Annotated in this window: 32 protein-coding genes; 11 read left to right on the top strand and 21 right to left on the bottom strand. The window is 40.8% G+C overall.

Going from position 1 to position 25,555, the window contains the following annotated elements:
* Positions 1-28: 28 nt before the first annotated feature.
* Genes CH365_RS09880 through CH365_RS09865 form a run of 4 tightly spaced genes read right to left on the bottom strand, consistent with a single transcriptional unit; the run spans position 29 to position 2,935 of the window.
* A complete protein-coding gene (locus CH365_RS09880; protein ID WP_100768412.1) occupies positions 29-1,231 on the bottom strand; it encodes an ABC transporter ATP-binding protein in 1,203 nt (400 codons plus the stop codon).
* Positions 1,228-1,998 (bottom strand): ABC transporter permease, encoded by a 771-nt coding sequence (locus tag CH365_RS09875; RefSeq protein WP_100768411.1) that lies wholly within the window; start codon positions 1,996-1,998, stop codon positions 1,228-1,230. The genes CH365_RS09880 and CH365_RS09875 overlap by 4 nt, the downstream gene beginning before the upstream one ends.
* A 38-nt stretch (positions 1,999-2,036) precedes the next feature.
* Positions 2,037-2,708, bottom strand: a complete 672-nt coding sequence (locus tag CH365_RS09870) for a JAB domain-containing protein (protein WP_100768410.1) — start codon at positions 2,706-2,708, stop codon at positions 2,037-2,039.
* Positions 2,709-2,710: 2 nt separating this feature from the next.
* The gene (locus tag CH365_RS09865; RefSeq protein WP_010515858.1) at positions 2,711-2,935 is read right to left on the bottom strand and encodes an LIC12298 family protein; all 225 of its coding nucleotides are present in this window, start codon (positions 2,933-2,935) and stop codon (positions 2,711-2,713) included.
* Between the two features lie 287 nt (positions 2,936-3,222).
* Between CH365_RS09865 and CH365_RS09860 the strand changes: the two genes are divergently transcribed.
* Positions 3,223-4,089, top strand: a complete 867-nt coding sequence (locus CH365_RS09860; protein ID WP_100768409.1) for a hypothetical protein — start codon at positions 3,223-3,225, stop codon at positions 4,087-4,089.
* Entirely contained in the window at positions 4,090-5,388 is a 1,299-nt protein-coding gene (locus CH365_RS09855) for a hypothetical protein (RefSeq protein ID WP_100768408.1), read from the top strand. It abuts the gene before it with no gap.
* A gap of 29 nt (positions 5,389-5,417) precedes the next feature.
* Here CH365_RS09855 and CH365_RS09850 read toward each other — a convergent pair whose 3' ends face one another.
* The 7 genes from CH365_RS09850 to lexA form a co-directional block, all read right to left on the bottom strand.
* Entirely contained in the window at positions 5,418-5,762 is a 345-nt protein-coding gene (locus CH365_RS09850) for a DUF5615 family PIN-like protein (protein ID WP_244283100.1), read from the bottom strand.
* Positions 5,763-5,770: 8 nt separating this feature from the next.
* The gene (locus CH365_RS09845; protein ID WP_100768406.1) at positions 5,771-6,028 is read right to left on the bottom strand and encodes a DUF433 domain-containing protein; all 258 of its coding nucleotides are present in this window, start codon (positions 6,026-6,028) and stop codon (positions 5,771-5,773) included.
* Positions 6,029-6,146: 118 nt separating this feature from the next.
* Complete coding sequence (gene pssA, locus CH365_RS09840; protein ID WP_100768405.1) at positions 6,147-6,905, bottom strand: CDP-diacylglycerol--serine O-phosphatidyltransferase; 759 nt, start codon at positions 6,903-6,905, stop codon at positions 6,147-6,149.
* Positions 6,902-7,918: a tRNA (adenosine(37)-N6)-threonylcarbamoyltransferase complex transferase subunit TsaD gene (gene tsaD, locus CH365_RS09835; RefSeq protein ID WP_100768404.1), complete on the bottom strand. Its 1,017-nt coding sequence runs from the start codon at positions 7,916-7,918 to the stop codon at positions 6,902-6,904. Before tsaD ends, pssA begins: the two co-directional genes overlap by 4 nt.
* A gap of 4 nt (positions 7,919-7,922) precedes the next feature.
* Positions 7,923-9,290, bottom strand: a complete 1,368-nt coding sequence (locus tag CH365_RS09830; protein WP_100768403.1) for a S41 family peptidase — start codon at positions 9,288-9,290, stop codon at positions 7,923-7,925.
* Positions 9,280-9,582, bottom strand: a complete 303-nt coding sequence (locus CH365_RS09825) for an LA_1448 family UV-C exposure upregulated protein (protein ID WP_100768402.1) — start codon at positions 9,580-9,582, stop codon at positions 9,280-9,282. The genes CH365_RS09830 and CH365_RS09825 overlap by 11 nt, the downstream gene beginning before the upstream one ends.
* A 59-nt stretch (positions 9,583-9,641) precedes the next feature.
* Positions 9,642-10,250, bottom strand: a complete 609-nt coding sequence (gene lexA / locus CH365_RS09820; RefSeq protein ID WP_020771443.1) for a transcriptional repressor LexA — start codon at positions 10,248-10,250, stop codon at positions 9,642-9,644.
* Between the two features lie 88 nt (positions 10,251-10,338).
* On the opposite strand from lexA, the gene CH365_RS09815 reads away from it, so the two are divergent.
* Together CH365_RS09815 and CH365_RS09810 are read left to right on the top strand one after the other, a co-directional pair.
* Positions 10,339-10,635 (top strand): type II toxin-antitoxin system Phd/YefM family antitoxin, encoded by a 297-nt coding sequence (locus CH365_RS09815; protein WP_100768401.1) that lies wholly within the window; start codon positions 10,339-10,341, stop codon positions 10,633-10,635.
* 3 nt (positions 10,636-10,638) lie between these two features.
* Complete coding sequence (locus CH365_RS09810) at positions 10,639-11,040, top strand: type II toxin-antitoxin system VapC family toxin (protein ID WP_100768400.1); 402 nt, start codon at positions 10,639-10,641, stop codon at positions 11,038-11,040.
* On the opposite strand, the gene CH365_RS09805 is transcribed toward CH365_RS09810, so the two are convergent.
* From CH365_RS09805 to CH365_RS09790, 4 genes are all read right to left on the bottom strand, one after another.
* The gene (locus CH365_RS09805; RefSeq protein WP_100768665.1) at positions 11,030-12,211 is read right to left on the bottom strand and encodes an efflux RND transporter periplasmic adaptor subunit; all 1,182 of its coding nucleotides are present in this window, start codon (positions 12,209-12,211) and stop codon (positions 11,030-11,032) included. The genes CH365_RS09810 and CH365_RS09805 overlap by 11 nt on opposite strands.
* Positions 12,212-12,213: 2 nt before the next feature.
* The gene (locus tag CH365_RS09800; RefSeq protein ID WP_100768399.1) at positions 12,214-13,677 is read right to left on the bottom strand and encodes a TolC family protein; all 1,464 of its coding nucleotides are present in this window, start codon (positions 13,675-13,677) and stop codon (positions 12,214-12,216) included.
* Positions 13,678-13,751: 74 nt separating this feature from the next.
* The gene (locus CH365_RS09795; RefSeq protein ID WP_100768398.1) at positions 13,752-14,345 is read right to left on the bottom strand and encodes a hypothetical protein; all 594 of its coding nucleotides are present in this window, start codon (positions 14,343-14,345) and stop codon (positions 13,752-13,754) included.
* 34 nt (positions 14,346-14,379) lie between these two features.
* Entirely contained in the window at positions 14,380-15,942 is a 1,563-nt protein-coding gene (locus CH365_RS09790) for a tetratricopeptide repeat protein (protein ID WP_100768397.1), read from the bottom strand.
* Between the two features lie 136 nt (positions 15,943-16,078).
* On the opposite strand from CH365_RS09790, the gene CH365_RS09785 reads away from it, so the two are divergent.
* From CH365_RS09785 to CH365_RS09765, 5 genes are read left to right on the top strand one after another with little or no spacing between them, the layout of a single operon-like run.
* A complete protein-coding gene (locus CH365_RS09785; protein WP_100768664.1) occupies positions 16,079-16,537 on the top strand; it encodes an ABC transporter permease in 459 nt (152 codons plus the stop codon).
* The gene (locus CH365_RS09780; protein ID WP_100768396.1) at positions 16,534-17,199 is read left to right on the top strand and encodes an ABC transporter ATP-binding protein; all 666 of its coding nucleotides are present in this window, start codon (positions 16,534-16,536) and stop codon (positions 17,197-17,199) included. Before CH365_RS09785 ends, CH365_RS09780 begins: the two co-directional genes overlap by 4 nt.
* Complete coding sequence (locus CH365_RS09775; RefSeq protein WP_100768395.1) at positions 17,196-18,101, top strand: ROK family protein; 906 nt, start codon at positions 17,196-17,198, stop codon at positions 18,099-18,101. The genes CH365_RS09780 and CH365_RS09775 overlap by 4 nt, the downstream gene beginning before the upstream one ends.
* Entirely contained in the window at positions 18,098-18,445 is a 348-nt protein-coding gene (locus CH365_RS09770; RefSeq protein ID WP_100768394.1) for a histidine triad nucleotide-binding protein, read from the top strand. The genes CH365_RS09775 and CH365_RS09770 overlap by 4 nt, the downstream gene beginning before the upstream one ends.
* A gap of 19 nt (positions 18,446-18,464) precedes the next feature.
* Positions 18,465-19,412 (top strand): lysylphosphatidylglycerol synthase transmembrane domain-containing protein, encoded by a 948-nt coding sequence (locus CH365_RS09765; RefSeq protein ID WP_100768393.1) that lies wholly within the window; start codon positions 18,465-18,467, stop codon positions 19,410-19,412.
* 4 nt (positions 19,413-19,416) lie between these two features.
* Here the strand turns inward: CH365_RS09765 and CH365_RS09760 are convergent, their stop codons facing one another.
* Together CH365_RS09760 and CH365_RS09755 are read right to left on the bottom strand one after the other, a co-directional pair.
* Positions 19,417-19,935, bottom strand: coding sequence for an OsmC family protein (locus CH365_RS09760; RefSeq protein ID WP_100768392.1), 519 nt, complete (start codon positions 19,933-19,935; stop codon positions 19,417-19,419).
* Positions 19,936-20,008: 73 nt separating this feature from the next.
* Positions 20,009-20,437, bottom strand: coding sequence for an LA_2478/LA_2722/LA_4182 family protein (locus CH365_RS09755; protein ID WP_100768391.1), 429 nt, complete (start codon positions 20,435-20,437; stop codon positions 20,009-20,011).
* Positions 20,438-20,694: 257 nt separating this feature from the next.
* Between CH365_RS09755 and CH365_RS09750 the strand changes: the two genes are divergently transcribed.
* Positions 20,695-21,981, top strand: a complete 1,287-nt coding sequence (locus CH365_RS09750; protein ID WP_100768390.1) for a beta-ketoacyl-[acyl-carrier-protein] synthase family protein — start codon at positions 20,695-20,697, stop codon at positions 21,979-21,981.
* 7 nt (positions 21,982-21,988) lie between these two features.
* The gene (locus CH365_RS09745; RefSeq protein WP_100768389.1) at positions 21,989-22,528 is read left to right on the top strand and encodes a SiaB family protein kinase; all 540 of its coding nucleotides are present in this window, start codon (positions 21,989-21,991) and stop codon (positions 22,526-22,528) included.
* On the opposite strand, the gene CH365_RS09740 is transcribed toward CH365_RS09745, so the two are convergent.
* The 4 genes from CH365_RS09740 to CH365_RS09725 all read right to left on the bottom strand — a co-directional run bounded on the left by CH365_RS09740 (position 22,525) and on the right by CH365_RS09725 (position 25,459).
* Positions 22,525-23,289 (bottom strand): PP2C family protein-serine/threonine phosphatase, encoded by a 765-nt coding sequence (locus tag CH365_RS09740; protein ID WP_100768388.1) that lies wholly within the window; start codon positions 23,287-23,289, stop codon positions 22,525-22,527. The genes CH365_RS09745 and CH365_RS09740 overlap by 4 nt on opposite strands.
* Positions 23,290-23,385: 96 nt before the next feature.
* Positions 23,386-24,147: a glucose 1-dehydrogenase gene (locus CH365_RS09735; RefSeq protein ID WP_100768387.1), complete on the bottom strand. Its 762-nt coding sequence runs from the start codon at positions 24,145-24,147 to the stop codon at positions 23,386-23,388.
* Positions 24,144-25,022: a four helix bundle protein gene (locus tag CH365_RS09730; protein ID WP_100768386.1), complete on the bottom strand. Its 879-nt coding sequence runs from the start codon at positions 25,020-25,022 to the stop codon at positions 24,144-24,146. Before CH365_RS09730 ends, CH365_RS09735 begins: the two co-directional genes overlap by 4 nt.
* Positions 25,019-25,459: an acyl-CoA thioesterase gene (locus CH365_RS09725; protein ID WP_100768385.1), complete on the bottom strand. Its 441-nt coding sequence runs from the start codon at positions 25,457-25,459 to the stop codon at positions 25,019-25,021. The genes CH365_RS09730 and CH365_RS09725 overlap by 4 nt, the downstream gene beginning before the upstream one ends.
* Positions 25,460-25,555 lie beyond the last annotated feature (96 nt).

Genomic DNA, 25,555 nt, shown 5'->3' with positions numbered 1-25,555 from the left:
CCTTTCAAAGGGAAGGCTGGGAAGGAATTTATCCCGAGAAATCCCCTTTTTTCGCCTCTACTTTGACCGGGATCCAAGCCGCCCCTTCAAACTTTGGAACATCTAATCTTTCCAACTCGAATTGCAGAACCCCATCCTTCCAAAGATAGGAACCTTCCGCATGACTTTCACCTGAATGTAATGCGATCCCCAATGAGTATTTGCCCGGAGAAAGATTCATCGGAAAACGAAAATCAATCCGAACGGGTTCCTTCTGCTTTAGATCTTTTTGGCGCCCGCCTATATGAAATGTATTCGTTCCGAAAACACGGATCCCTCGATGATCATCAATATGAAAACCGACGGTAAGATCTTCCAGAGAAGAGCGAAATGACGCGACCACTCTCAATAATATCTCGGCGCCCACAGGCAGAATAGAAGGATTAGATTTACCTGCGTATTGGATCTCCACATCCAAAGACTCGACCAGAGAATCCTTATCTAGGATCTTTGTGTTTCCTTCCAAAGAAGAAGATGCAATGATCTGCATATATTCTCTAAAACCGTCTATCGGATCTCCGTCGAATACCAATTTCCCTTTTTCTAAAACAAGAAGTCGAGTGCAGACAGATTTTAAAAGTTCAAGATCATGGCTAACGATCAAAGTTAGAGTTCCTTCTTCCGAAAACTTGCGGAATCTATTTAAACTTTTTTGCTGAAAGCTTGCGTCACCTACAGCCAAAGCCTCGTCAACAATCAAGATATCCGGGCGTTTTGCAGTCGCGAGTGCAAATCCCAATCTCATAGTCATTCCGGAAGAATAATTTTTTAAAGGGCTTTTGCGAAATTCAGACAAACCGGAAAAACGAAAAATTTCTTCGGAGGATCGGATAAGTTCCTCAGGATCCAATCCCCAAACCAAACCGTTATAATATAAGTTTTCCTCTCCGGAAAGTTCAGGATTAAAACCGACACCCAATTCTAAGATAGAACGAATAGTCCCCTTCTTCTCTAATTTTCCGGAATCCACTTTGGAAACTCCGGTCAATAATTTGAGTAACGTGGATTTTCCCGCGCCATTGCGACCGATGATACCGATCACTTCTCCCTTCTCCGCGGAAAAAGAAATCCCATCTAATGCCTTGTATTTTACATCCAAGCCGAAATAACCGAAGGTCGCAGCGCTTAAGAGTCTATTCCAAGGTTTACTATAACCTTGGTAGGTCTTGGAAATATTCTCTATCCTGATCAAAGGTGATCCAACACTATTTGATTTAGTTTAGTACGGCTTAATAGAAAAATCCCGAGAAAAATTCCTATAAAAGGAAGAAAGTCCAAAATCCCAGCCTTCGATTCATATCCAGCAAGCAATGCGGATCTAAAAATTTCCAAAGGGAAGAAGAACGGATTAAACACATTCAATTTTCCTAAAATACCTTTGGACTCATAAAGAATTGGTAATCCCCAAAATAAAAATTGGGTCAATAGCCTTACCAAAGGAGAAATATCTCTTAGAATAATATTCACTCTTGCTAGATAACTTTGAAGGCAGGCTAAAAATAATCCGGTGCAAAACATGGACAGAAAAGATAGAGGTAAACTCCAGATCCCAAGCTTGCCTGCCCAACCCAAAAAGATAAAGATCGGGATAGAAGTCACTGCCCAATGCAATAAAAACTGCACAAAAGGAATCCAAAGGAAAATTTCAGGGCCAAGAGGAGATCTTTTAATCAATTGCCTATTGTCCGTTAGAATTCCGGTTCCTCTGATCAGATATTCCTGGAGAGGTATCCAAAACAAAAGTCCGCTGAGTACATTAGAAAAATATTCTATGGAATTTTCACCCTGGGATCTAATACCTATAAAATAGAATACGACGGTATAGATAAGGATAAGACTTACGTTTTGTAGAAACATCCACGTCAGGCCCAATGCGGAACCTGCGTACTGCAATGCATAATCCCGTCTGACAAGAACGGATAAAATTCTGAGATTACGCAAAAAAACGAAAGAGGTCACTCTATAACCTAAGATTGGAATTTAAGAGGAGAAATAGATCAGTTCTCTTCTAGTCGAGTAGATTGTTTGCAGGAAAAGATCCCGTCAATTCCAAAAATCCAATGGTCCAAGAGCTCTACGTCCAAATTGCCCAGTAGATCCTTTAAGTGGAAATAGACCTCCCAATCTTCTTGGCTGGGATAACAGATCATGCCAGGATGATTATGAGCTAGGATCGCTTGAGAAGCCTCGTCATTCAGTACAATCCGGACCAAATCCCTGGGAAGGACTCCTACTTCTTCCAAACTTCCTTTGGAAACGATCTCCACTCTTAAAAGATCTCCCGCGGGAGAGATAGTCGCTAGGACAAAACATTCTCTTTTTAATGGGGAGAATAAACCCTGTAGATAAGAAGAAAGTGTAGTCGGGTTATAGCCCCTCATTCGGATCGATTTGTATTTAAGTCTTTTGGCAAGCTCTAAAGCAGCTAGTAAGGTAGAGATCTTTGCCCTACCCAAACCGTTAATACGAAAATTTCTAGGAATATTGGATGAGAGAAGTCCTCCCAAACCTCTGGAATTTTTTAGGATATCTCGGCTGAGATCTTCGATAGGAAGTCCCCTGCTCCCTTTACCCAAAAGAACGGCAATCAGTTCCCAGTCTTCTAGACCTTCCGCATCGTGAAAGATACGGGATCTAGGATCCAGGCCCGAGCCCCAACGCTCAGCCAAGTTTAAATTTTTCTCAGGTTCTTCTTGCTTAGCTCGGAAAGTGTTTCAGAGAACCAATTTCCATCCTGGACCAAGTCCCCTTGGAAAGATTCTTCCAAATAATCCGCGAAGGTCTTAGAGTTCGGTTCAGAAGAACGAACTTTTTCCCTCCAATCGAACCCCGCTCCAGCGAGACCTTTACGGTTTCTCTCGTAAGCACCTGAATCTTGTAGAGATCGAATCATCATAACTTTCTCTCCCTCGCCTAGTTAGACGACATAAATTGAAATTTTTACACCAATAATCTACTAAACGGTTATTAATATACTAAACGTATTTATAGCTACCGTCAAGCGTTTACCGTATTTTTTTAGAGAAATTTCCGGATATCTGCCCGACACTTTCTCACTCACAAGATCCATTCTACCCCTGGCCCGGACAAATCCTGAGTTCAACTGGGTTTCATTTTAGAAAAAATTAGCCCAAACCCTTAAAAATCGCACTCAACCCTTCTAAAGTTGGACCCGTCTCGGGAATGAGGTTCCTACATTTAGTAATCCTTCTTCTCCCCAGCGCTTTTGTTTTTGGATCCGATCAAAACATACCCGCAGAGGTCTGGTTTCGTCCTTGGTGGAACGGAGGAGAAATATCCTTTTTTGGAATATATGAAAAAGGAGAAGTTCCACTCTCCGGAATTTCTCTCCAGCTCCCATACTCATTCGGTTCGAAAGAAGAGTACAGACTCTCCTATGTTCGCACCGGTCGGAACAAAGAAGGAAAATTTTTCGAAACAATTACCTTAGGTTATCAAATAGAACTAAGTCACAATTTAGGTTTTCGATTTAGATTCGGGAGAGAAGGTTCGGAACCTTCTTCTTATTTTACTTCTCTTGGGATCTACGGTTCCAAGCTTAGCTGGGATCTTTTCGGAAGAAAGAGCCAGGAAGAAAATTCTTTAGGGATCTTACTTAACTCTTCTAACGATTCTGAATTCAGGATCGGTTTAGGTTTCGAGAGGATTAAAAACAACACTTTAGATTTTGAAGATAGGATTTCCGTCGGAGCCTATTGGAACTGGGATGGATTTTTAGGACAGATAGAAGGATTCGAATCGGAAAACGATCCGATCGGACTCATCGATCTTGGATATTCTCCATTTTTAAAAAAAGAAGAAGGTCACAAATCCACAGCTCCGGTCCAGATACCCGTCGAAAGAACCAATATATTTCCTTCTCTCGAAACGGAAGAGATTTTGAGACTTGGATTTTCCTTACAGGAATCTATTTCCATATCGTCTCTTTCCAAAGGTCCTGCCAAAAAATTTGAAACCTATTTAGATTCGCTGCCGGAACCTAAAAGAAGAAAAATTAAAAAACTGATCTCCACCAAAAGGGATTTTTAAATGAAAAAATCTCTTCTGATACTATTCCTTTTTTCGAATATTCTTTCTGCGGAAAATATTCCTTCTCCTTTTTCTACAGGAGTTTCTTTTTCAGGATATGATTCCAGGTATTATACAAAGAGACAAGAGACTGTATGGCTCCGCGGAGAAGTTTGTCTAAAAAATTTAGTTTTGGTCTTTCCGGAAGGAGAATGCGCTAAACATAAAGTATTTTTGGAAAAAAGAGGAGATATCTATTTAGGTTCTTATCTATTCGAGAATAAGAATATTTATCTTTCTTATGGAAATCGATTTAGACCCTTAAATCATTTTTTCTTTTTAAGAGAAAAATTCGATTTTTCCTCCTTCTGGTTTTTGGAACAGCCAACCGTTAGGACCGGATTTTTAGGGCTAAAATTCGGAGAAAGTATATTAGGAACTTATTATGCAGAGAACTCTGCGGATAAACGACCTGGATTCTTCTTCAAACCCTACAAAAATTATCTGGAACTTGCGTATTCTCCCCAAACGAAAGAAGGATTTGTACTTTTTGAATTTCCCTCCTCCGAAGAAAGAAAATCCGAAAAAAGGCCATACTGGTTTAGGACTGAAATTTTCGGGACTAAGGCGGATGCTCAGGGAATTGTATCCGCTTCTTGGTCGGATAAAGAGAAGGACAAAAGAATTTTTGCCTCGGGGTTTAGAGGAAGAGCAGGACAATTATTCCAGCTTTCGGAAAGAACAGATCTGGAAGAAAAAGCGGAATTATTCAGATTTGTTTGGGAACCAGGGCCTTATAGAAGGTTACAATTCGCAGAATCTAGTCGATATTCTTACGATGGAAAAGAAATCTACTCTGCGGAGTCCGTTTTGGGCAGGATGGAAATTTTAGAATTTCCATGGTTTGCAATTTTAGCTCAAGCCAGAGCCTATCATTTTTCGGATCATTCTTCTTGGGTTTTTGGAAAAGGTTTATACATAGCTTATCAGAAAAAATTTTGGAGGTGGGAGCTCGGGCAGGAGTGGAGAAAGAACGGAGATAAACTCACAGAAGCAGGTCTACAAATCTCCTTAGGTAAAAATTGGAAGATTTACTCGAGTCTTATCTATGCGGAAGAAAAAAATTTATATCCAGCATTCGCAGAAGAATCAATCACTCCGGAAGAAACAGGTTTAGTAGTAACTGATAAATCTTTTTATTCTTTCTTACGTATCTTTCATCCTTATTTTTCAATTCATATTCGCCATACAAGAGAGAAAGAAGGTAAAGGAGACGGTTTGAGTATGAGATTTCAGGTATATATTCCGGTCTTCGATTGAAAGACTGTATAGATTGTCGGAAGCTATCTTTATGAAAAGTCCGGCAATCGTAATCTTAGCTTGTTTGCCGATGCAGTAATGATAGCACCAGAAAATAATTCTTTTTCATGCAAACCTAATATGTATTTGGTAATTCTCACTTGCTCGCTTGTCGAAAGATTCACCAAACGAACAATTCCATGATGTGGGATTTTTCGGACAACCGCCAATTCTCCGAAGTCTTTATCTAAGGTTATTAAGATTCTTTTCTGTTCAAATGCAAACTTGAGGATTTCTTCATCACCTGGATCGGAATGGAACTCGCCGATCCAAATCACATCGATTCCAGACGAGAGTAATTCTTTTAATACTCCTCCCCATACGCAGGTGTCCAATAAGACTTTCACGCCACTTGACTTGAGTCAGTAGGAATATTTTCTATTCTCTCATGGGAAACTATTCGATGCGCGTAAACAAGGCAAGCCTGTATATCGTCCAATTCTAGCCAAGGATAACCTTGTAGAATCTGTTCAGGTGTATCCCCGGCTGCAAGCATTCCAAGGATATGTTCAACGGCTAATCTACGACCTCGAACAATTGGCTTTCCACCTAAAATTTTAGGATCGAAGGTGATCCTTTTAATTAGCTTTTCCTGATCCATACTTCATTTATTCTCTTGGATTTTTTTAGTATCGTCCAATCTTTTTTAAAAGAGAAGTGAGCATCAGTTATGAAAAGTGATTCCATTTAGGCTAAGCCAAAAAATAGAAATGTTCCTTTCAGTCCAGTTTAACTCTCAGCTCTTGTAGAATATGGATGAGGAAAGTCAAAATCCCGGAGAAGATATAAAGACAGATCAGTCCATAAACAAGCCAAGGCCAACGAGCAAATCCTACGAAGAACAAAGCGATCAAAGCGGCGCTAAGCATCAAACCGGCACGTAACGGACTTAGCTTGGAACGAATCGCCACCTGAGGTTTTCCATAACGAATATTAGAAACCATTAAAAAAGCGATCAAAACAAAGAGAGGAATTCCCAACCAATGCGGAAGAGTATGATCCTTTCCTAAAAAGATAGGAAGAAAGCCGATGGTAATCCCTGCGATAGGAGAAGGTAACCCTGTAAAAGAAGAAGGATCATGAGCCACATTAAATCTTGCTAACCTATATGCCGCGCAAGCAGGGAAGATCGCAGCGATCAACATTCCGATCGGAAAAAGATCCTCTTTTCCGAATACGTCTATCTTGTATTCGCTCAAAACCATATTATAAAAAAGGAATCCAGGTGCGATACCGAATGCAGTAAGATCCGCAAGACTGTCCAGGTCAGCACCGAGTTCGCTAGTTGCATCCAGGGCTCTTGCCACCATTCCATCCAGTCCGTCGCAGATTGCTGCGAGTAAGATAAAAAATCCGGAGAGTATATAGGATTGAGGTCCGTTACCCGTTGCCTCGGAAGCGATCAATATGGAAACGAATCCCATACTCAAGTTTCCGAGAGTGATCATATTTGGAATCCAATGTAGCCTGCGATTCATATATAGGTCTCCTGCCTTACCGGACTTACGGTAAAGTCCAAACTCTTAGAATATCCCTGTTTAAATAGATAATAACCGAGGGCGGCGACCATCGCGCCGTTATCCGTGCAGTAGATCTTTTTTTGGGGAGAAAAAAATTCCAGGGAATTTTTTTCCGCGAATTGGGATAATCTGTTACGAAGTGTAGAATTCGCCAAGACCCCTCCTCCTGCAACGACCCTTTTGATCCCTGTAATAGAAACCGCACGTTTTAGATTTCTTTCCACAAGCTCGAATGCGGTCTTTTGGAAATGATAACATACCGCCTGAGTAGAAAGTCCCGGTTGTTTTGCGACCAAATGAGAAACTGCAGTTTTTAAACCCGAAAAAGAAAATGCAACGCGGTCCTGCTCCAAGTTCCTAAGCAAAGGAGGCAAAAGATCTTTTTCCTTTGGCCCTGGAGTATACTTGGAAGCTTCTTTTTCAATAGGAGGTCCGCCGGGATAAGGCAACGATAGTAAACCGGCCACCTTATCGAATGCCTCTCCTAAGGCATCGTCCATCGTATCTCCCACCACTTCCATTGTACCAAAATGAGGAATCTTATAAATTGCGGAGTTTCCACCGGAAAGAAGTAAACCCAATACAGGAAATACAGGTTCCACATCTTCTAAATGTAATACGGCAAAATGTGCCTGCAAATGACAAAGCGGAACGATAGGTGTTCCATACACCGCATGGATGGACCTGGCTAATTGTGCGCCAATCATAAGAGAACCTGTTAAACCTGGAGATCTGGTCACAGCCACATAGTCAAGATCGGAAAGTCCGATTTTAGATTCTTCTAAAACTTCCGAAAGTAAGGGATTGATCTTTTCCAGATGAGCACGGGAAGCAATCTCGGGAACAATCCCCCTAAAAGGTTTGTGCAGGTCTATCTGGCTAAAAATTTTGAGGGAAAGTAATTCTTTCCCATCTTTTACAATTCCTAGGCTGGTTTCGTCACAGCTAGTCTCTATTCCAAGACCTATCATAATTTTAAGATTTGGAAGAAAGTAGATCCACTGCTTTTTTCAATTGAGGATCCAATTCCAAATCGGTCATAGTTCTGTCTTTTTCCGCCTGAGTTTTATTTTTATAAACTGCTCTGGCGACATCCGAACTAAGTTTGATCCCTTGTTCTTTAAGTGCTTTTTCGAAATTTAAAAAATTCTGTTCATTATATTCAGGATATTTGGAAGCAAGTTGATCTAATAGTTTTTTCTCACTCATCTTTCTGAGATAAAAACGATCATCTTCGTTCGGCTCTATTCCTTTCACTATCACGTCTGGCTGGATTCCTTTTCCATGAAGTGATTTACCGGAAGGAGTATAATATTTTTGAACCGTAAGTTTTACAGCCATTCCGAAAGAAAGTGGATAAACAATCTGCACGGAACCCTTCCCAAAAGAAGTGACTCCTAAGATCTTTCCTCGTTTGTGATCCTGGATGGCTCCTGCAAAAATTTCGGAAGCGGAAGCGGAACCTTCATTGATCAAAACAACCAAAGGTATTGTGGTATATTTATCTCCCTTGCCTGTGGATTTGGAAACATCCGCGAGTTCTCCACCTCTTCCTCTAACGGAAACTATATCCAATCCTTCCGGAAGAAAAATATCTGATAATGCAACTGATAAAGGTAATAAGCCGCCTGGATTCATCCTCAAATCGACGATTAGTCCTTCTGATTTTTTATCCGCGAGTAATTTCAGATGTTTTTTAAATTCTTCTAATGTGTTTTCTCCCATGAACTGATTCAAACGGAGATAACCTACCTTTTCTTTTTCAAAGAAGAAGGAACGAACATAACGTATCTTGATGTTTTCCCGGACTAAAGTGAATTGCAGAGGTTCCTTGATATTTTTTCTTTCTACCTTAATGCTTACGGAACTTCCAGGCTTTCCACGCATTAATTTGATCCCTTCTACATAGCCCAAATTTGCGGTACTTTTTCCGTCTATCTCTATGATCCTATCTTGAGGTAAGATACCTGCTTTCATCGCAGGAGTATCTTCGATAGGAGAAACAACTACTATAGCCCCGTCGGTATAAGCCACTTCCATTCCGACTCCGCCAAAGGATCCGCGAGTTTCTTCCCGCATTTGTCTGTATTCTTCTTCTTCCAAGAAAGAAGAATGAGGATCTCCTAAAGACCCCAACATTCCTTTGATCGCACCTAAGAATACTTTTTCTTCGTCTACGGTTTCTACATAACCGTTTTGCATGAGCCCGAAAACTTCATGGAATAATTGCAGGTATTTTTCGGCAGTTTCTGAAACAGCTTTTGCGTGGACTGGACGAAATACGAGTGTAGTAAATAGGATTAGAACCAAACCGGCCCAGGCGAATCTTTCTTTATTCTTCATTTTTGCCGACCAATGCGAAGTAGGTCTTCGGGTATTTGATTCGAATTTGTTCCATTACGGAATCCTTATCTAGTTGGTATCTTTCGCAGGCTGCTTCCAAAATTTCGGAATCCTTTCGAATAGTTTGTTCGGAAGCGTAATTCAATCTTTCCGCAAGGCGGGCCTCGGTCAGATACTCAAGGACAAGTTTTAAGTCCCTGTCTCCGATCTCTTTTTTGCGAGAGGCACAATCGAATAATAGAAGTAAAAGGAATAAGGCTGCAATTAAGCGGAAAAAGGAAAGATAGTTCACTCTTTCAAAATCTTTCCTCTCTCAAGGGTTAGTGTCAACTCCGAAATCCGAGACGTTGATCAATAGGTACGGTAAAGACCGATCAGCTTTCCTACAATGGTTACTTTTTTACTACGGATCGGTTTGTATTTTGGATTTCTAGCTTCCAGACGAATATGATCCGCTTCTTTAAAATAGACTTTTAAAGTGGCTTCGTCTTCGATCAATGCAACAACGATCTCTCCATTTCGAGCTATATCCTTTTTTTGGATAATCGCTACGTCTCCATCGTTGATCCCAGCTTCTATCATGGAATCTCCCTGCACTTTTAGAGCGAAGGTAATTCCTTTTGAGGCCATTTCTTCCGGAACTGGGATATACGCTTCTATATTTTCTTCGGCTAGGATGGGTAATCCAGCGGCCACTCTACCTAAGAGAGGAATGCTTGGGGTGGGAACTGGTAAACTTTCGAATGGGCTTTGGCGGGTAAGCTCTATGGCTCTGGATTGGTTTTTGGAGGTCTTGAGGTATCCTTTTTTCTCTATGGCTTTTAGGTGATCGTAAGCACCCTTTGCCGTAATACCGAACTCATCTCCAATCTCTCGGATCGTCGGAGGAAAGCCTCTTTCTTTGATCACATTGGTAATAAAATGTAGAACTGCGAGTTGCTTTTCCGTTAGATCTTTCATGCTTAACAAGTTATTAGTGAATAAATGTTGCGCAAGTACTTTTTTGGTGCTATGATTTTTAAATAAAACATCTACATTGGAGGATTAAATGACTGAAAAACAATTGAACCATTTAAAGACTAATAGTAGTCTAAATATAGACTATTTTATGAAAAAGATCAATCTTAGTGAGGCAAAGGCCCATTTGGGGCGTTATTTAAAAGCCGCTAGTTCTGGCGAAAGAGTCGTTATATCCGAACGGAACCGTCCTATGGTGGAACTCGTACCCATCTCTATGCCCAAGGCAAAAAAACTCAAACCTGGGCTCTTGGCCGGTAAATTCACCGTCCCGGATGATTTTAATTCCCCTCTTGTAGAATTCGAATCCGATTTTTACGGGGAATAAAACTTGCGAACCATCCTATTAGATACTCAGATCATTCTCTGGTTTTTGTTAGAAGATCCAAAACTTCCCCCGATCATTAAAGAACTCTGCAAGGAAGAAGACATCAGATTTCTATTCCACCAAGTTTCCCTATGGGAAATCCAGATTAAATACGATTTAGGTAAATTACCTCTACCTGAAATGCCCGGATATTTTTTAGTGAATGCATGTATTCAATCCGGTTTGGAAAAATCGATTTTACAAGACGAGGCAATCTTTTTCTTAACTAGACTGCCAAATATACACAGAGATCCTTTTGATCGATTACTTCTTTCCCATGCGATGATAAACGGTTGGGAATTTGCTACTTCAGATGAGATCCTGAAAAAATATCCGGTTAGAATATTAGAAAATATTAAAACTTAAGGAATTCACTTTTTAAAACGAAAGAACCTTTGGACACAACTTCTGAGCCGTCGGGAAGTCCGCCTAAAATGATGATATCATCTTCTATCGTGTCCCCTACTACCACGCTTACCGCTTCAAAACTACCTTCTCCATGAGGAACAAATACGAAGGATTTTCCTTCTATCTCGTGGACTGCTTCTAGAGGGATCATCTTACGTTTTCCTCCTCCAGTACTCACAACTAGACCGGCAACTTTTGCTGTAACAGTTTGACCCGGCTTTAATCTGTTTCCCTTGTTGGAAACCATGATCCTAAGTTTTGCAGTACGTTTCACGTTATCCAAAACCGTTCCTACATAACCCACTTTTCCTTGGATCTGAATATCACTACGTTCATCACCTAAAGGAAAGATGGTAGCCTGCGCACCTTCTCTCACTCCGCCCAAATCTTTTTCATATACATCAAGTAGGACCCAAAGATGGCTTAAGTTAGCGATCGTGAATAGTTCTTCGTTACGAGTCACCTGTTGCCCAAGAATCGCTTTTCTTTCAGTGACTTCTCCGTTGATAGGGCTCCTGAGGATCAGGTTAGAAGAAACATAGATCCCTCTTTCAATTCCTTCTATTTCGGAAGGAGTCAGACCATAATTGTCCAACTTGATACGAGTGGTTTCTACTTCCGTTCTAGCAGTTTTGTATTGCATGGTAGCGAACTCGTATTCTTTGGCAGAAGTAACTTTCATCTCGAAAAGTTCCTTAGCACGATCCGCTTGCATTTTCAATGCATCCAGGGAAGCTCTTGCTTTGACATAAGCTGCTTCTACTTCTCCCAATTGGATGGATGAAAGAATGGCCAATGGAGACCCTTGGCTAACTCGATCTCCTTCCTTGACCAAAACTTTTTTGATCCTGGCTTCTACTTGAGAACCTACCTTTGCCATACTTTCCGGATCGTAGGTGATCCTACCAGGCAATGCAAGTTCTTCGAATTGAGAGACTTCTTTTAAACCGACGTAAGTGAGAGGGTGTCTTCTTAATACGTCTTCCGGAACTGTGAATACGTTTTTATTCTCTTCATTGATCTTTTTTTCGGGCTTCTTTTTGGAGAAGTATTTGAACCCGAAAAATACGATCGTGATTCCCAAGGCTAAAACGATCAGAACTTTATATTTTTGGAATAATAGTTTCATTGTCATTCTCCCTTCGCCTTGTTTGCAGAAGAAATTTCCGCAATTTTTCCGGTTGCGGCCTTATAGTTTTCTACCGCGTTAAAATATAAATATAGTAAATCGTAATATTCTCGGAGGATGGTGAGGTAGTTTTTTTCTGCTTGGAGGAAGGTAACTTGATCGGAGGCGCCGCGGACGTATGCAATTCTGGACTTCTCTTCCAATTGTTTATTCTTTTGGAGAAGGTTGATCCTTTCGTATTTGGTTAAGAGTTCTTCTCTTGCTAATAGTTCTTTTTTAGCGGCTTCTATCTCGGCGATTACTTCTCTTTTTTTTGCATCCAGAGCCAATTCAAATTTTCTATATTCTTCTTTTGCAGAATATACTTTTCCTTGGCCTCTATCGTTCAAAGGAATTGGGATGGTAGCGAATACGCCTCCATAATTTTCTCCACCTTTGACCCTCCATTCTCCACCTAACTGCAACCAGCCGAAGGACTCCCTTCTTTGCAGTTCTATGTTCATCTTCTTCTCTTGGAGCCTTTGTTCCAAGGCAGTAACGTCAGGGCGTTCTATAGAAGGAAAATCCTCTTTTAGGTGAAGTCCCATTTCTTCCAAGGGTCTGAATTTCATGGAGTCCACATTGAATGCGAATACACCTTCTTCTTCAGATAAACCTGTGAGAATACGCAGATCTTTTTCGATGGATTGTCTGCGTACGATCGCGTCACGGTAGAACTTTTCTACCTGTATCCTTTCCAACTCCAGACGTTCGAATTCCAAAGGAGAAATGTCCCCCTTCTGCACTCTAAACTTAGTGAGTTCCAAAAGATCGCTATAGTTTTCGTAGAATTCTTTATTGGTATCTACAAGAAGTGTGAGAAATACGAATGCCCAATAATTTTGGCGAAGTCTCATCCGGAAGATACGATCGAAATTCCGAAAATCTTGGATGGCAGCTTCGAATGATTTTTTTGCTACCCTAGTTCTAAGAGGTACAACTCCATACACGTCCACTTCTTGGAACATTCCGGGTGCGGTTTCCGGACTTCCCCCTTGGGAATTCGGAGTTCCTCCGATGAACTGTTGTTGGAATTGAATGACTGGATTTCGATATAAGGAAGCGGTGATTACCCGTCCTCTTTCGATCCCCATATTTTGTTTTTCAGATAAATACAGTGGGTTATTAGAGACCGCATATTCGGTCAAACGATCCACATCCCAGTCGATTACCTTGCCGGATATAGGACTAACACTCGAAGAAGCACTAGTTACGGGAGTGGTATTTTGATTGGTCTTGTTTACCGTATTTCCTTTTTTATCTTCAGTAGTAGTTTCGAAAGGAATCGTCTCCGGAAAAACAAGTGTCCCGAAAGGGAATAAGAATGCGGAAGCTGCAAAAATAGAAAGAAGGATCCAACTTCTATTTTTATTATAGGAAGTTTTATCGAGTAGATCTTGTTCGTGTCCCGATTGGAAGTCTTGCATCCTCTTTCCTTATGACTATTTCAATATCAAGCCCTGGTACCGCAAGTCCGTTTGCCTTTTTAGAAGGTTTCATTTTAGAAAAGCCGAAATAAGTACCATTTTCCGTCTTGCTTTATGAAATACGGATTGATCAGTTCCCTTTCTAGTTTCTGGTTCTCTTTAAATTTGAGTTTTAACTCGCAAGCGCTCTTGCTCTCGTAATAAAAATCGACCTCGATCCCTCCGGAAGAAAGTAACAAATCCCGGACTGTTCTCACTTCTTTCGAGTTTTTCTGTTTTTCTAATAACTCTCGATCGAAGAAGTATATGCGAAAATAATTATCTGCGGAAGAAAGCTCTTGGATGAGTTGTTCTCTGGTCCAATTCCCTTTTATGTCCAGATAGATCCCGTCTTTCTTGGATACTAACTCAGGTAAAAAATTCAGATCTCTTGCGATCGTTCCTGAAACGAGACGTTGTACTAATTTCAGGATCTCTTCTGTATCCTTGGAATGTTCTCCGGTATGTCCCGCTAAAAAAACTTTTCCTTGAGTAACAGTAGGAGGGGTTTCAGGACTTCGCTTAGCAGAAAGAGAAGATTCTCCTCTCGTAACGCAAGAAATTTGTAATAATAGTAGAAGTAATAGTCCTCTGAACAAAACGGATCCGTAGAAAGATAAATGGAACATGATTGGGACCCCTAATAAAACTGAAGGTTCCCTTTTAGCCTTGGGATTTCAGCGCCTTTTTTAAAAGTTCTTCTAAATCTCTTCCGTAAAGTACGGAGAGTCTGGACGGATTATCCGCCAAAAATCTGCGAGCACCTTCTGTAAAATCCGCATCTCCCACGATAAATGCCTTGTCCAGTCCCAGATCCTTTACCTGGCCCAATGTGTCTCTTAAGAATATATCCGAAATTTTGGCGTCCTTCCATTTTCTGAATTTGAAAAGCGCCCTAGTTTCCTTATCCGTTTTATTCAGACCTTGGAAATTAACCCCGTCCCCTTCTTTATTCGGGATCTCTCTACTCACCGTATAATTTAACGCAAGAACTACTTTCACACAAAGGTTTTTAAAATCCACGCCCTTTAAGGATCTATAATGATCCATGGCGCTGATCCCGATCTTATTTACGTCGATTACGATCTTATTTCCTTCTTCGTCTATGATCCCTTTGATATGGAAAGACTTGGAAGATTTTAAACCTGAAATTTCATAATAACGTTCTACCGGAAATAGCTCCGTGAATAATTTTCCAAGTTCTTGGTCGGGACTAAACCCACTTTTAGAAACTTTTCCGAGTTCCAATCTTTTGGTTTCTACTTGGTATTTATAATTTGCGAGTTCTATAATCCGGTCGTCATCTACTCTTTCGGATTCTGCTTCGATCAGATATTCGCTAGCGTCTTCTAATCTTCCCATCTTGACGGCGATCAAAGAGAAATGGAAATCAGAATCTATCATTTCCTGTTTCCATCCGTTATTTCTTGCGATCTCCATACAAAGTCTGGCGTGTTTTAATGCTTCGTTCCAATTCTCTTTCAGTATGAATTCCAGCATGATAAATTGGAATAATGTGTAACGAACATACTCATCTGTGACAACATCTACCACAGAATTAGCTACACGAATTGCTTCGTCATGTTCCCCGGCTCTCGATAGAGAGACCGCATATAAAAATCCGCCTACGGAAGAAGTCGGATCTTCTTCGAATGCTTTTTGGAAATACGTTCTGGGATCTCCCTTTCTTAGGATCCCTGCGACTACACCTTTTCCTAATAGTAAGGCAGGCATTTTAATTTTTTCATCCGGTATCCGCGATAGAAACTTATCCGCGATGCCGAATTCTTTTTGGCCGATCGCCATAAAACCAATCCGAATACAAGCCTCTAGATTATCCGGGTCTACGGAGAGAGTATCCGAATAGTGAAACACAGCTTCTTCATAAAGATCTTGTTGGTAATATATATCAGCGATCCGATTGGAAACCGCTACTTCCGAAATTTCCTTATCGAAGTTCCCGATCTTTTTGATTTTGTCTAGATGTTTTGCCTCATTCGTATAGTCGCCTTCCATAGCGTAAATTTTCGCCATGATAAAATGAGCCCTGGTATTAGATGGATTTGAATCTAGAATGTCTCGAATGAGAATCCGAGAGTCGACGTAATTTCCCATAGCCGCTAAAGCCAGTGCTTTCTCAAACGAATCCTTTTTGGATTGAATGAGAAACGAACCTGCCGCGACGATCAGGATGATTCCAGCTGCTACGAGAATTACAAAGATCATTTTTCGGAATTTCTGCTATTAACTAAATAAATGTTGGATAAAATCAAACGTTTTCAATATCCTGCTCCCGATGGGAAGAATCACTTACCTGAGGTTTGCATTTTCCCTCTTCCTCCGGGACTGGATCACCAGTGTATTGCACGTCGTATTCTCGACGTTTTTTGCCTACGGATTTTTATTCGGATTTTTCTCCCTTCGTACGGAAAAAAGACCCACGGACATTTCTAGTATCGATCTATTTCTGAATTCTCCGTACCTGGTTTTATCTCTTTGTAGCCTTGCTTTAATTTTTATGAGCATTGTTCGAGTCATGACTCGTTCCGGGGATAACGGAATTATGATGGCTGTAGGCGGAAACCGACAGGGGGTCGTGCTCCTACAAACCGTGGAACTCTGGATTATCCACGGAATCGGGTTCTTAATCTCTTTAATTTTAAGCATTTTTATCCCTATCGGAAAGTCCGAATTGGTCTCTCCTCTCGACTATATCGCAAGTTTGGGCTCAGAAGGTATCCTAATCGGAGGAATTAGTGCTCTGGCCGCTTATTTGTACACCTTAGTTGATCCTTACAGATCAATCAGGAGGGGAAAATGATCCTTAGGATTAATAATCTCTCCAGACACTATGGTTCCACTAAGGCAGTGAACGGAATCTCATTTGATATCAACCAATCCGACTATGTCGCGATCGTTGGACCATCCGGCTCCGGAAAAACCACACTTTTGTCTATGATCACCGGCATGTTGTCCAGTAGCTCCGGAGAGATCTACTTTGACACGTTAAAACTTTCCTCTATAACCAAAGGGGAACTTGCTAGATTCAGGGCGAAAAACATAGGACTAATCTTCCAATTTTCTGAATTGGTTTCTCATCTAAGTGTAGAAGAGAATATTCTTTTGCCTGCTTTACTGGTAGGCAAATTTGAGGAACAGGAATACAGAGAAAAATGTGAATTTCTCATTTCCAGTTTGCACCTTCATACGATACGCAACCAACTTCCAAGTAGTCTTTCCGGTGGTCAGATCCAGATGACTGCGATCGCAAGAGCACTCATCAATGAACCAGAAATACTTCTCGCGGACGAACCATCCGGCGACTTGGATCCAGAAAATAGTGAATTAGTACGTAAACTTCTCTCCGATTTTAATTCAAGAGGACTCACCATCTTACTCGTGACCCACGATATGAATCTGGCATTCGATGCTAAGACGATCTATGAAATGAGAGAAGGAAGTTTTACTAGAGTCGTTAAATGAGTTCTATTATAGGCGTGGATATCGGCGCCCAAAGTATCAAAGCCTGTCTTACAAATCGCTTCGGCGAAATCATTTCTCAATCCGATCGAAAGACCGGACCGGAAATGGATTCTAAACTTTTTTTATCTTCTTTAGAAGAACAGATCTCTGAACTTGTCTCAGGTTCCAAAGATCCGGTAAATGGTATCGGACTTGGAAGTCCCGGACCGATAGATAAAGAAAATGGAATATTGATCTCTTCTGCAAATCTTCCCTTATTAAAAAATGTTCCATTAGTCGATTTCTTAAAGCAGAAGTTTAACGTTCCCGTCTATTACGATAACGATGCGAACTGCGCAGCCCTCGGAGAGTATTGGTTCGGAGAAGGTAAAACTTCTTCCAATCTGATCGTCCTTACCCTAGGAACAGGACTAGGTGGAGGATGGGTTTTCCAAGGTAAATTATTCGATGGATATCTTGGAAATTCAATGGAAGTGGGACATACCACGATCCATCCGGGGGGAGCACTTTGCGGTTGCGGACAAAGAGGTTGCGCGGAAGCTTATTTCAGCGCGAGCGGATTCTCTTCCAGATTTTTAGAAAAGACAGGCTCCAAACTTTCGGATATAGAAACTCTTTTCGATTTGGCTTCTAAACATCATAAGGAAGCAAACGAGATCCTGGAAGAAGGAATAGAAAGTTTAGCGCAACTCATTCGTAATCTGATCCATCTTCTCAATCCTGAGCATATCGTATTATCCGGAGGGATAGCTAAGTCCTATTCCTTTTTCGGAAAACGACTTGAAAACAGGGTGAGAGAAATCATATTTCCCATATTCAAAGAATACGTAAAGATCCTTCCTGGAAAATCGGTCACCGGTGCACTGGGAGCGGCAAGTTTATGTTTGGATAATAAAACATGACAGATTCATGCATATTTTGTAAAATTATTAATAAAGAGATCCCATCCAAGATCATTTTCGAAGATGAGAATCTATTAGCTTTTCATGATATTTCCCCTCAGGCACCGACTCATTTCCTGGTCATTCCTAAAAAACATATAGTAGATATAGACAAAACCGGAGCAGAGGACAAGGCACTTCTCGGAGAAATTTTATACAGAGCTACTGAGATCGCAAGATCTCTCGGACTCAATAAAGACGGGTTCAGAATTGTGAATAATATGGGCGTACTCGGCGGCCAAACAGTATTTCATCTTCATTTCCATATACTTGGCGGAAGACAAATGAAATGGCCTCCGGGCTGATCTGTAACGAGGATCTATTTTGAAAAAATTATTACTCGGATTCGGGATCAGCGTCTTATCTCTTGGCTTTCTATTTTGGAACCTGGACCTTTCCGGTTTTACTTCTATTTTAGAAAGATGGAAACCTATTTTCTTAGTTCCATTCTTCCTAGCTATTCTTTGGGGATTATATCTATTCTCCTGGAGATGGTATTTACTGCTCGGTAAAAAAGTTCCGTTTAGAACTGCACTTCTTTCCGCTTACATTGGAGTGGGAGCCAATCAGTTCCTTCCGGCAAGAGGAGGAGATATTTTCCGGCTCTATCTCTGCAAAAAAGGAGAAAACATCGGTTATGGAAGTTTGGTCAGCGGGATATTCTTGGAAAAAGTTTTGGACTTCTCCTTTATATTTTGCGCAGGGCTCGGAGCTCTTTTTATTTTAGGAGTTAGCGGATCTGAAACCAAAATACTATTTCCGCTCTTGGGAATTTTTGGGATCTTCTCTGCACTTATAGTCGTTCGTTTATTTCATGCGCAACTCATCTCATTCGGAGAATTTTTATTTTCCAAAATTGGAAAGAAGGAATTCTTTTCGGAAAAACTTGCCCCACAAATCTCAGAACTGGGAAGTTTTTTAACTTTTCGTAATGTTTCTAGTTACGGAATTTTAACAGCCGCCACCTGGCTTTTAGGATACGCAATCCATTACACTCTTCTACAATATTTAGTAGGGATCCATTTAAGTCCTTTAGAAACCGTATTTATCATGTTCTGCGGAGCCGTAGGAGTGATGGTACCTTCTGCCCCATCAGGAGCAGGAGTTTATCATGCGTCTATCACATCCGGATTCGTATTATTAGGAAGAGAAAGTTCAGAAGGTTTAGTATATGCAACCACCGTTCATCTTGGGCAGATGGTCGCACTCGGGATCTTGACAGCTATACTTTATGTGTATTGGTCTTTTACTGAAAAAGAAAAAGCGAAATAAGACATCAGCCAAGAACTGAACTGTTTACGATCTTTGTATCGATCTTAGTACCGGAAACAATCGTTTGGTAAACTACACAATATCTTTCCGTAAGTTTTAACAAGGTCTGGATTTTTTCCTCATCTGCATCCGAATTCAAATCAAAAAATAATCGGATATCTTTGAACCCTACTGGAGTCTCTTTAGAAACTCCTAAAGTTCCTCTAAAATCCAAATCCCCTTCTGCTCTTACAAAACCTTCTTTGATATTTATTCCGATAGAAGCCGCAACCGCACCTAACGTAACACCTGCGCATGCAACTAATGCTTCTAAAAGAAGATCCCCGGAACAAGCAAACATTCCGTTTCCTCCAGTTGCAGGATGAAGTCCCGCATCTGCCAATGCTCTACCTGTCTCTACCTTACAAGAGATCCCTTCGCCTAATTTACCTTTTGCTTTTAATGTATAAACCGCGGAGTCTGGAGCTTCGCGGTATTTGTCCTTTAAAGGAGTTTGGATTTTTTTTAATTCTTCGGAGTTCATGTATCTGACCTGCTCGGGACTTTTGTCCCGATACTGATTCAACAATCGGCCGAAGAATAAAAACTAGAAAATTTTACGGGGATTCCGGTTTTGAAATCTTTTCCAGATTTTCGCAACCTGGCACTCCCAATTTCTGGCCGCCTCGTGCTTTAAAAGGTTCGCAAGTAGTAGTCTCCAATCCAGCTATACAAGCTTCGAAAGAAGCGACGGTTTCTGCAGTCAATTCTCGTTTTTGGGATTTTCTTTGCTCTCTCGCCTTATCGAAGTTTTCCTTAAAATAAGTAACACATCCTTCCTCTGATTGCATAAAGGCAGGAAGAGTAGCTCTATACTGGGGCGGTATCTTTGCAATATCGTCCTTACTACATTCAATCATTTTAGAACAAAGAGCTTTCTGGAATCGAGGAGCTAATTCCATAATTTTGTCTTCAGGAGATTTCGAACAAGAAATCATAAGGACAATTCCGGAAAGAAATAATATTAAAACTCTAATCAGTTTCATTGGGTACCCCAAAATAAATTTCCAACAAATTAGTTACCTGGCTTTGTTCGAAAATCCTTTTTCCATTATTTTACGAATTTCGAAAATATTCTTCACAACCGGCAGATTAGGACCTTATTAGCCGTATTTCCGTAATATCGTGAATGTATTGACGGTTTTATGAGAATTTTCTCCCTTTTTTGCGTCCTATACGTTTCGGAATGATTTTTTTATTTCCAAATCTAATCCACCTAGGTAATTTCTAAACCCGCTATTCTATGGATAAATCTAAAAATGGAAAAAACTCCCGGGTAGTCATCACCGGCATCGGAGTCATTCTTCCGAACACTTTTTCTGTACAGGACTTTTGGACAAATCTTTCGGAAGGAAGATCCCAATTGGATTTTATCACTCGTTTTCCTACAGAGGACTTCCCGATCAAGGTCGCCGGAGAGATGAATACTTTCGATTGGAAAAAACATCTACCTGATCTGAGCGATAAATATTCCAAAAATTATAATACGGAAACTCTCGCATTAATGGCGGCAATGGAAGAAGCCAATAAGGATGCAGGTATCACCAAAGGAGATCTGCATCCTAGTAAAGTCGGCTTTATAGATTCTTCTTCCAGAGCATCTATGGCTTGGTGGGATTTTGCTTGGAGAAAATATCTAGAAGAAAAGGACGCTAACGTGTTTGACCGGTATTCCGTTCTCACTTCTATGGCTTCTAATCCGACAAACTTAACTGCGATTAACGCGAATATCCAAGGTTTTGTAACCACTGTATCTGCTGCTTGTGTCGGCGGCCATCACGCAATCAGTTTATGTTACCAAGCTATCCGTAAGGGTAGAGCCGAAGTGATGTATGCCGGTGGCCATGAATTTCCTCTTCTACAACCTTTGATGATGATGTATTCCGATCCGATGAGTCGGGTCATGTCTTTAGAAAAAGATAATCCCAAAAAAGGGATCCGTCCATATGATAAGAACAGAGACGGATTTTTATTAGGAGAAGGTGCGGTCGTTCTTGTAATGGAAAGATTAGACAGGGCAATTCAAAGAGGCGCTAAGATCTATTCGGAAGTTTTAGGAACTTATAGTTATAATGAAGCAGATCATGCAATGAGAATGGACTTAACTGGAAAAAAAGCCACTACCGGTCTTAGACATTTAATGAAGATCAGCGGACTCCGTTTAGGAGATATCGATTATTTCTGTGGACATGGAACTGCAACGCATAATAACGATTTGGCCGAGAGTCGTGCGATCGGTCATTTATATGAGGGTCGTCCCAAATTCCATTGGGCACCTGTAGGTTCGATCAAACCTATATTTGGTCATACATTCGGAGCAGCGGGAATTATCAATGTTGCAGCAACTTCTCTTATGTTAAAAAACCAGACTCTATGTCCTACCATCAATCTGGAAAACCCGGATCCTGAATGCGATCATGATCATGTTGCAGAAGGAGCGAGAAAAGCGAAAATCAGATATGCAATTTCCATGGCGTTTGCGATCGGAAGCCAATCTTCATTCGTAAGTTTGGCGGCTCCGGAGTTTTGAGGGGTATATGCAATTATCAAAACAATATAATGTTCTTAAAAGGACCGGAGTGGCTCTTCTTTATAAAGGGCCTTTTTCAGAGACTACCATTTCTTCTTTAAATGATCTTCTAAAAGAAAAGTTAGAAGAAGAAAAGAAGAAAAATCGGATCCTCACTGTGTTCGTGGAAATGGCGCAGAACGTTGCACATTATTCCATCGAAAGAGACGAAAAAAGTGGGATTGGTATTTTAGTTTTAAGAAGAAAGGCTCATAACTGGGAACTCAATTGCGGAAATGCAATCACTCAAGAGCAAGCTACATACTTAAAAGGTAAAATAGAAGAAGTTAAAAAACTCTCCCAAGAAGAACTGAAACAAAAGTATAACGAACAGATCCGTTCCGACAGGCCTGAAAAAAGTAAGGGTGCAGGTTTAGGATTTTTTGAAATCGCAAGAAAATCGGATATGCCCTTGGTATACCAATTAGAGGAGGCGGACAACGGGGATTTATTCTTCCGATTGACCGCCCGATTTCTGCTAGAAGGAGCTTATTCTTCAGGGCTTTAAACTGCGTCGATCCTGATGATTACAATCGTATGATTGTCCCTGGTTAGTCTTAGATTAGCTTCTTCGGAAAGGATCCTGCAGGTTTCTCTCAGGTCTTCATGTTCTCTTAGGATCTTTTCTATTTGGTCTATGTTTAAAACTTCAGTGAGACCGTCCGTGCAAATTAGTATAAAATCTCCAGGTGATAATTTGCCGGAATAATCGAAGGTATCCACTTCTATACTTTTAGTTCCGCCGCCAATACAACTGGTTAAAAGATTTCTGCCGTAACTGGAACCTAATTCTTCTCCAATATTATGATCTACCGTTACTTTACTAAGCCCATTCTTTGTAAAATGGTAAAGGCGGCTATCTCCAACATTAAAGATCCAGGACTTTCTTTTTCCTAAAAGACAACCGACTAAAGTGGTGCCCATCTTGGGTTTCCCTATGGATTCTCCGTAGGCATTTACTTCGTTATTAATTTTTCGGATCAGGTTTTTCCAACCGGAAGAGGGCAATTCTTCGATAGGACGGATTGCTTTTTCCATCCACGCAAGTTTTTCTAATGCTACTCTACTTGCAATCTCCCCTGCCTCATGTCCGCCAAGACCGTCTGCTAAGGCGAATAATCCGGAAGATTCCTCGGTGTCTAACGTACGGACTGTTTCAGATTCCCCGTGAGTTTGGCCGCATACCAAACTATCTACTGCAAAAAAAGAATCCTCGTTATGTGAACGAAAGTTTCCCTTGTCCGTGATTGCATAATACCGGAGTTTCATATTTTTTTGACCGGAAAAAACCGCTTACCATTTTCGAAACGGAATTACGCAATTTTGACTCATCCAAACTTTCCTACAAGAAAAAATATTACGTTTTTATTTAGCAGTATAGCCACCATCCACCGGAAGCGCCACGCCGGTAATAAAAGAAGCTTCGTCGGAACATAACCAAACTACCGCCTTAGCTACTTCGCTCGGCTCAGAAAGTCGATTGACCGGATGTAATCTGGTAATTTTTCTCTCTGCTTCTTTTGGATCGGAAGAAGAATGAAAAAGGCCTTCTAACATTTCTGTTCTGATAAATCCGGGACAAACTGCGTTCACTCTGATCTTTTTTTCCGCATATTCTAATGCTGCTGATTTTGTGAGCCCAACTACTCCATGTTTTGCCGCCGAATAAGGAGCCACTTTCCAATCGGCGCCAACGAGTCCCGCGATAGAAGATACGTTTACGATAGAACCTCCTCCTTTTTTTAATAGGAGTTCTATTTCGTGTTTCATACAAAGCCAGGTACCTTTTAGATCCACTGCAATTACTTTATCCCAAACTTTTTCAGGATATTGGTGCAGATCGGTCGCGAGTCCGCCTACAGCAGCGTTATTCACTGCATAATCTAGGCTTCCGAATTCGGACTCCGCTTTTTGTACCAATTCTTTTACTTGAGAATCATCGGACACGTCACATCGAAAAAATTTCACCTTTCCACCCAGTTTGGAAATTTCTTCTTCTGTTTTTTTTCCTTCTTCTTCTCTTCTTCCGCAGAATAAAACCTTTGCACCTCTGGAAACGAATTCCAAAACGATTGCTTTTCCGATCCCAGCGTTTCCGCCTGTGACTAATGCGACCTTATCTTTCATCGGATCTTTCTAGTTTCTCCGGTTCTAACTTTGTTCAGATATTTTTTGAGATGAGAATTGATTGTCTGAAGGTCTTCCAACTCTTGGGAAGGATCTACTTTTCCTAGATCAGCGACTAAGATCAGAAGATATCTCAGCTCTTCTAAATGTACTTTCGCTCTTAAGATATTTTTTACTTTTTCTGCACGGATTCTAGTTCCCCAGGCTCCTGCAATTCGTACAGGCAATAAGGAAGAAATAGATCTGATATGTTCTAAAAGGCTCGGCTCTACCTTACCTTTCCAAGTCTCACAAAGTTCGTATAAATGAAGAAGGAACACATGTGCAAGATTCCAAACTTCCAGTTTGCGAAATCCAAATACGAATCCATCCGGCCCCACTGCACTTGAGATCTCCTTTCCGATCTCGGGACTTTGCATCTTAATATACTTTCCGGTATCGAATTTCTTTTTGAATTCGGAAGGAACCGGGACAACTTTTCTAAGTTTATAATCAAAGAATAAAACTCTGATCTTTACTACGGATATCTTCTCCGCCCGATTTCTTTTAGAAAGTCTGAAGTAGAGATCGAAAGATTTTTCCCCGAAATTATCCAAGGAAACATCAATAATCACTTTATCTTTATATAATAATTCGCCCTGGTATTGTATGGAAGCATTTGCAAATATGATACTGTTTCCATGTATATCAGTGACTGAATAGCCTAGGTATTGGAAAAATTGAAGATGAGCCTCCATCACAAGGTCGAGGACACTTGCAAAAGAAACATGTATATCCAAACTTAGATCGATCTTACGAATCGGTATTTCCGTCGAAAAATAATATTCCGAGGGAAACTCGGCTTCTACCTGAGAAGTTTGGACCTTGGAATTCATACTTCGAATTTTTCCCGGAATGCGGACGGGATCTCCAAGGTTTTTTTAGAAACATAATCGTAAAAGACTAGGGAAATTTTCGCAATTCCCACTTCTTCTTTGGAAACTTTTTGGGAAGCGGAGATATACAATTCGCAGGACTTCTTCCCTAAATTAAAAACTCCGGCGGAAAATTCCAAAACGTCCCCTGCTTTTGCTTCGGACTTATATTCCACTTCCATTTTGGGGATGATGATATTGGCCCCAGCAATGTTTGCCTTAGACCAAGAGTAAGATTCTAAGAATGTATCGAATACTTCGTTCACTAAAGGAATAAAAGTTTCGTATGTTAGGTGAGAAACGAAAAGTCCACCTACAACAGTGGCACTCCTGGTATCGGATCTGCGAACAATAAGTTCTGTCTTAAAGATAAAAGACTCTTTTGGGGCTTCCGACATTTCAGCTTCTCTTTCTCGAAGGGTTCCATCTTAGTATCGGAGCCTGGAAATCCGATCTTAAAGCCCGGATCCCTCGTACCAGATAGAATGCTAGGA

It is taken from the genome of Leptospira neocaledonica, from assembly GCF_002812205.1.
In the GTDB taxonomy this organism is placed as follows: domain Bacteria; phylum Spirochaetota; class Leptospiria; order Leptospirales; family Leptospiraceae; genus Leptospira_B; species Leptospira_B neocaledonica.
The sequence above is the reverse complement of the archived record's forward strand: the minus strand, read 5'-3'. Positions and strand labels throughout refer to the sequence as shown.